This is a genomic window from Antarctobacter heliothermus (assembly GCF_900188425.1).
Classification (GTDB): domain Bacteria; phylum Pseudomonadota; class Alphaproteobacteria; order Rhodobacterales; family Rhodobacteraceae; genus Antarctobacter; species Antarctobacter heliothermus.
The window spans coordinates 1-5,930 of record NZ_FZON01000111.1 but is presented as its reverse complement, the minus strand read 5'-3'; the positions used below and the strand labels follow the sequence as shown (position 1 = coordinate 5,930).

The 5,930-nt window shown below is 61.0% G+C and carries 6 protein-coding genes; 2 read left to right on the top strand and 4 right to left on the bottom strand.

The window, feature by feature from the left end:
• Positions 1-188: 188 nt before the first annotated feature.
• Entirely contained in the window at positions 189-683 is a 495-nt protein-coding gene (locus CHB90_RS25310; RefSeq protein ID WP_089280471.1) for a tetratricopeptide repeat protein, read from the bottom strand.
• On the opposite strand from CHB90_RS25310, the gene CHB90_RS25305 reads away from it, so the two are divergent.
• Entirely contained in the window at positions 660-1,970 is a 1,311-nt protein-coding gene (locus CHB90_RS25305; RefSeq protein WP_089280470.1) for a cytochrome-c peroxidase, read from the top strand. The genes CHB90_RS25310 and CHB90_RS25305 overlap by 24 nt on opposite strands.
• 64 nt (positions 1,971-2,034) lie before the next feature.
• Here CHB90_RS25305 and fcl read toward each other — a convergent pair whose 3' ends face one another.
• From fcl to CHB90_RS25290, 3 genes are all read right to left on the bottom strand, one after another.
• Positions 2,035-3,006 (bottom strand): GDP-L-fucose synthase, encoded by a 972-nt coding sequence (gene fcl, locus CHB90_RS25300; protein WP_089280469.1) that lies wholly within the window; start codon positions 3,004-3,006, stop codon positions 2,035-2,037.
• Positions 3,007-3,049: 43 nt separating this feature from the next.
• On the bottom strand, positions 3,050-4,171 hold the full coding sequence (gene gmd, locus CHB90_RS25295; RefSeq protein WP_089280468.1) for a GDP-mannose 4,6-dehydratase: 1,122 nt from the start codon (positions 4,169-4,171) through the stop codon (positions 3,050-3,052).
• A gap of 525 nt (positions 4,172-4,696) precedes the next feature.
• Positions 4,697-5,542 (bottom strand): SLBB domain-containing protein, encoded by an 846-nt coding sequence (locus CHB90_RS25290; protein WP_245823385.1) that lies wholly within the window; start codon positions 5,540-5,542, stop codon positions 4,697-4,699.
• A gap of 109 nt (positions 5,543-5,651) precedes the next feature.
• On the opposite strand from CHB90_RS25290, the gene CHB90_RS25285 reads away from it, so the two are divergent.
• Positions 5,652-5,930: transposase (locus CHB90_RS25285; RefSeq protein ID WP_170941098.1), on the top strand; the 279-nt coding region annotated here is incomplete at its 3' end.

Sequence of the window (5,930 nt, the reverse complement as noted above, 5' to 3'; positions counted from 1 at the left end):
TTGTAGCTCGGCGGGATCGGTCTGCTCATGCAGGACAGCTACCACGCTGGATTCACGAGATGAATCCCTCAACCAGCCTTTGCGCAACAAAGCCCCGCAAAGGTGAACGAACCGTAAATTCGCCCCTGTAACCTATTGATGTTACACACCCGCAAACCTGTCCACGCGTGGACACACCCTTTGCCCCCTCACCGGAACGGATACATCCAGACCCGATAATCATCGACCAAAACCTGCGCCCTTTTCCGCTCCTCCGGGCCCATCCTCGGGGTCAATTCCTCCAGTGAATCAGGGGCGTCCACATCCCCCCCGATGGCCGACAAAGCATACCAAAGATAGGCTCGCACAAGGTCCGGCGCGGGCATCCCAAGCCCCAATTCATAGTACCACCCCAGCCCCGATTGCGCCCCCGGATGGCCCTTCATCGAGGCCCTCAGATACCATTCAAACGCCCGCTCCGGGTCTTTCTCCACGCCCAATCCCAGCGCATACATCACCCCGATCAATTCCTCCGCGTCCGCATTGCCCGACCGCGCCAGCACCCGGAACTGATCCATCGCGGCGGGAAACTCCCCCGCTTCCATCAAATCGCGCGCCTCTTCCAGATCGGCGGCAAAAACAGGGGTTGAGAGCGCCAGCAACCCTGCCAGAATGATCCCATGCGCGCGGCTTTCCTTTTGCATCTTCTCTGCCTCCTCGTCCTCACCGGCCCCTCCCGGGCCGACCCCATCACGCTGGATGATTTCCTGCCCACCGACCCGGCGCAAGCCCGTCTGGGCCAGCTTTTGTTCTACGACCCCATCCTCAGCGGCAATCGCAACATCTCCTGCGGCACCTGCCACCACCACAGCCTCGCCAGCGGCGACGGTCTCAGCCTTGGCATCGGTGAGGGCGGGCGTGGCCTGGGTCGGGATCGCACCCCCGGGACAGGCCCCGACCAGATCCGCAAGCGCATCCCCCGCAACGCCCCTGCCCTGTGGAACCTCGGCCATAAATCCGTGCGCGTCCTGTTCCATGACGGCCGGCTGGAAGTCTCCGACCAATACGGCAACGGCTTTGACAGCCCGGCAGAGGAATGGCTGCCGCAGGGGCTGAACAGTATCCTCGCCGCGCAGGCACTGTTCCCCTTGACCGCCCAGTTCGAAATGGCCGGCAACGTGGGTGAAAACGACGTCACCGGCGCGGTCCACGACCGGATCGACCTCGGCTGGCCCATCCTTGCCAAACGGGTGCGCACGATCCCGGAATACGGCACGCTGTTTGTGGCGGCCTTTGATCACATCGACGCCCCGGCGGAGGTGACAATCGTCGAGATTGGCAATGCGCTGGGGGCCTTTATGGCGTCGGAATGGATCAGCATCGACAGCCCCTTTGACGCATGGCTGCGCAACGGCACGCCGCTGCCCCCGGCGGCCGAACGCGGACGGCAACTGTTCTTTGGTAGGGCCGCGTGTGACACCTGCCACGCCGGACCACTGTTCACAGATCAAGGTTTTCACGCGCTGGGTTTGCCCGCCTTCGGGCCGGGACGGACCCGGGTTTTTGACCCGATGCCGCGCGATGTGGGCCGCATGGGCGAAACCGACCTGATAGAAGACGCCTACCGGTTCCGCACACCGTCCTTGCGCAACGTCGCCCTGACGGCCCCTTACGGGCACAATGGCGCCTTTGCGATGCTAGAGGCGATGATCCGCCATCACCTGAACCCCGCCGTTAGCCAAACCGCATGGCAAGAGGCCGACGCCGCCTTGCCCGATGTGCCGTGGCTGGCCGTAGCAGATTTCGCAATCCGGCAAGACCGGCTGGAATTGGCGCGGCAAGCACGCAGGCTGGATATCGGGCCACTGCCCGTGTCCGACGCAGAGGTCGTCGACCTTGTGGCCTTCTTGCGCGCCCTGACCGGCAATAGCGTCGACACTCGCCCCCTCGGGCGACCGGACCGGGTGCCATCGGGTCTGCCCGTCGACTAACGAAAAACGCGCCCTGACCAAGTCAGGACGCGTGTAACAGTCCGCTCTCAGGCTGGCACATGGATCAGCGGCGAAAGCTGTCCTGATGCTCAAGGAACCACTGATACGTCTCACGCACCCCGTTTTCGAGGTCGATGGACGCCTTCCACCCCATGTCGGCCAAGCGGCTGACATCCATCAGCTTGCGCATGGTGCCGTCCGGCTTGGTCCGATCCAGTTCGATCTTGCCTTTGTAGCCCGTCACCTCGGCCACCATCTGCGCCAGTTCCAGAATGGAGACATCGACGCCTGACCCGACGTTGATGTGGCTCAGTTGCGGCTGGGTGTTGGAGTCATAGGTTGTCCGTCCCAGATCCATCACAAACAGCGACGCAGCGGCCATGTCGTCGACGTGCAGGAATTCGCGGCGCGGCTTGCCGCTGCCCCAGATCACCACCTCATCTTTGCCCTCTTGCGCAGCTTCGTGAAAGCGGCGGATGAGCGCGGGCATCACATGGCTGTTTTCCGGGTGAAAGTTGTCACCGGGGCCATACAGGTTGGTCGGCATGACAGACCGATAATCGACACCGTACTGACGGTTATAGCTTTCGCACAGTTTGATCCCGGCAATCTTGGCCACGGCATAGGGCTCATTCGTGGGCTCCAGCGGGCCAGTCAGCAAGGCCGCCTCACGCATCGGCTGCGGCACAGCCTTGGGGTAGATGCAGGACGACCCCAGCTGCAACAGGCGCGTGACCCCCGCCTCCCAAGCGGCATGGATCACGTTACATTGCACCATCAGGTTGTCGTAGATGAATTCCGCCGGATAGCTGTTGTTGGCCAGAATACCGCCCACCTTGGCGGCTGCAAGGATCACGACATCCGGCTTTTCGGACAGCATGAAGTCCCTGACCGCCTTCTGATCTGTCAATTCCAGTTCAGCGTGAGTGCGGGTGACAAGGGTAATATCCTCACCTGCCTCCTGGCGCTGCTGCAACTGGCGGGTGATCGCGCCCCCCACCATGCCGCGGTGGCCTGCTACATAGATCTTGGGCATAATGTGCCTCCTGACGTCAAATGGCAGTCGCGCGGGACTGGTATCAGCCGTTCTCCTGCGCGACGGGAATGTCGTAGCCGTGCTCTTTCAACAGAGCATGGCGGCGGGCAGATTTAAGATCGGACGCGACCATTTCGGCACACATCTCCTGCGCGGTGATCTCTGGCACCCAGCCTAGCACTTCTTTGGCCTTGGCGGGATCGCCCAGCAGCGTTTCGACCTCTGCGGGACGGAAATAGCGTGGGTCGATGCGCAGGATCACATCGCCGGGTTTCAGTTCGGGCGCACTGTCGCCGGTGACGGAGGCAACAGTGGCGATCTCGTTCACGCCCTCGCCCGAAAATTCCAGCTCGATCCCCAGTTCCTTTGCGGTCCAAAGGATGAAGTCGCGCACGGAATACTGCACGCCGGTGGCGATCACAAAATCCTCGGCCACGTCCTGCTGCAACATCATCCACTGCATGCGGACATAGTCCTTGGCGTGACCCCAGTCGCGCAGCGCGTCGATGTTGCCCATGAACAGGCAATCCTGAAGACCCATCGCGATATTGGCCAGGCCGCGGGTGATCTTGCGGGTGACAAAGGTCTCACCCCGGCGCGGGCTCTCGTGGTTAAACAGGATGCCGTTGCAGGCGTACATGCCATAGGCCTCACGGTAGTTCACCGTGATCCAATAGGCGTACATCTTGGCCACGGCATAGGGGCTGCGCGGATGGAACGGCGTCTTTTCGGTCTGCGGGATTTCCTGCACCAGTCCATACAGTTCCGAGGTCGAGGCCTGATAGAACCGGGTGGTTTTTTCCATGCCCAGAAAGCGGATCGATTCCAGCAGGCGCAGGGTGCCGGTGGCATCGACATCGGCCGTGTATTCGGGCGCTTCAAAGCTGACGGCCACATGGCTTTGCGCGCCCAGGTTATACACCTCGTCGGGACGCACTTCGGACAGGATGCGGGTCAGGTTCGAGGTATCGGTCAGGTCGCCGTAATGCAGCGTAAAGTTCTTACCGCTGGTGTGCGGGTCATGGTAAATATGATCGACCCGCTCCGTATTGAAAAGAGAGGCGCGGCGTTTGATGCCGTGAACCTCATAGCCTTTTTCCAGGAGCAACTCCGCCAGATAGGAACCGTCCTGTCCGGTCACGCCGGTGATAAGAGCTTTTTTCATCAATCAACCATTCTTTTCTGTACCGGACACCGAAAGGAACCGGGGTACGCGTTGGCTGTCGAATAGCCCAGTTTCGTGCTGAGGCGCAACTTGAAACCGGGCAAATGCTGCGGCGCGGCATGGTCGTCTCGGCTGCTCCGGGCCAACCGCCCGGAAAACGGTCAATTTTCATCTGCGAAGGGGCCGTTCGACAGCGGCGCGCACGTCGAAGGCATTCAAATGCCCGCACTGTAAGCAGAAAATCGCGCAGTTGCTCCGCCCCACAAGAGGGTTTCTGCCCTCCGAGTCGCGCTCGGCGGTTTTGCCGAGGGGCAATGCGGTCGGTGATCTGAGAGGCGCAGGTGTCTGTCTGCGGGTCGAAAACCGGACACAAAAAACCCGATCAAAGACCTTGGGCGTATCGCAGGCGTCGCGCCTGCCTATCGGATCTGTTTACGCGCCAATCAAAATGAGGATGCTCTGATCTGGGTGGAACCGGGTGATCGGCGCGCCCCGCTTGGGACGCGCCGTTTGCCAGATGTCAGATCAAAGAGCCGCCCGCGCCGAGTTCAACAACGTCGGGAACGCTTGCTGCAAGGCGCGGCCCCACTTGGTGATCGGTTGTTCCTCGATAAAGATCACGTCGTTCGGACGCATTTCGAACTTTGTGGCCAGGATCATGTTCGCGGCGTTGCCCGCGTTCAGATGATACGCGACGATCTCACCAATCTTGGCGGGATCGTTGCTGCCACGCAGCACATAGATCTCGGTCGGGTCGCCGGTGGTGTTGTCGAACCCGCCTTCGTTATACAGCACGTCGGCCAGTGTCGCCTGCTGCCCGTAAGGCAGCGCAAAGCGGTTCTGCTTGGTCACTTCGCCACTGAGATAGACATAGTCGCGTTTCTCGGCGCCCAGTTGCTCTCTCGTGGTGAACAGTTCGCGCCGTTCGTTCAGCGCACCGCGTCGAATGGTGATTTCCGTGTTCAGCGTTTGCAACGCAGCACTGCGCGCCGACGACCGAAGTGAGATCACGTCGATCTTGGTCTTGTAGAACTCGAACGCGCGATCCAGATCGTAGGTCGTATCAACATACACCGCATCGCCACCAACCAGCAGCTTGTCGCTCAATTGTGGTTGTGCGCGGAATGTTTCGACCGGAATCTGATACAGAGTGCCATCACGATAGATGCGGATCGATGCAAATTCCGCATCCCGCGTCACCAGCCCACCCGCAGCAATCAGCGCCTCGCCAAGGGTCAGGTTGTTCGGCGTGATCGGAATCAACGTGGCCGATTTGACCGCGCCACCCACAGCGACCTTCTTCGATTTGAATTCCGCGACTTCAAGGCTGAACGACGGATCGATCTGGTTGGATACCAGCGCCTGGAACAACCTGTCCTCTGCTTCCTGAAGCGTCAGCCCGGACAGTTGGACCGGGCTTTGTTGCGCAAAGGCTGGTTGAGGGATTCATCTCGTGAATCCAGCGTGGTAGCTGTCCTGCATGAGCAGACCGATCCCGCCGAGCTACAAGACCAAGAACTGGCCGGCCTACAACGAAGCGCTGAAGCAGCGCGGCTCCCTGACGATCTGGTTCGACCCGGACATGGTCTGGGTGCCACCGCCGACCGGCAAGCGAGGCCGGCAGCCGCTCTATAGCGACGCCGCGATCCAGGCATGCCTGACGATGAAAGTCCTTTTCGGCATGGCGCTCCGGCAGACGACCGGGTTCGTTGAAAGCCTACTGAGCCTGGTCGGCCTCGACTGGGCGGTGCCCGACTTC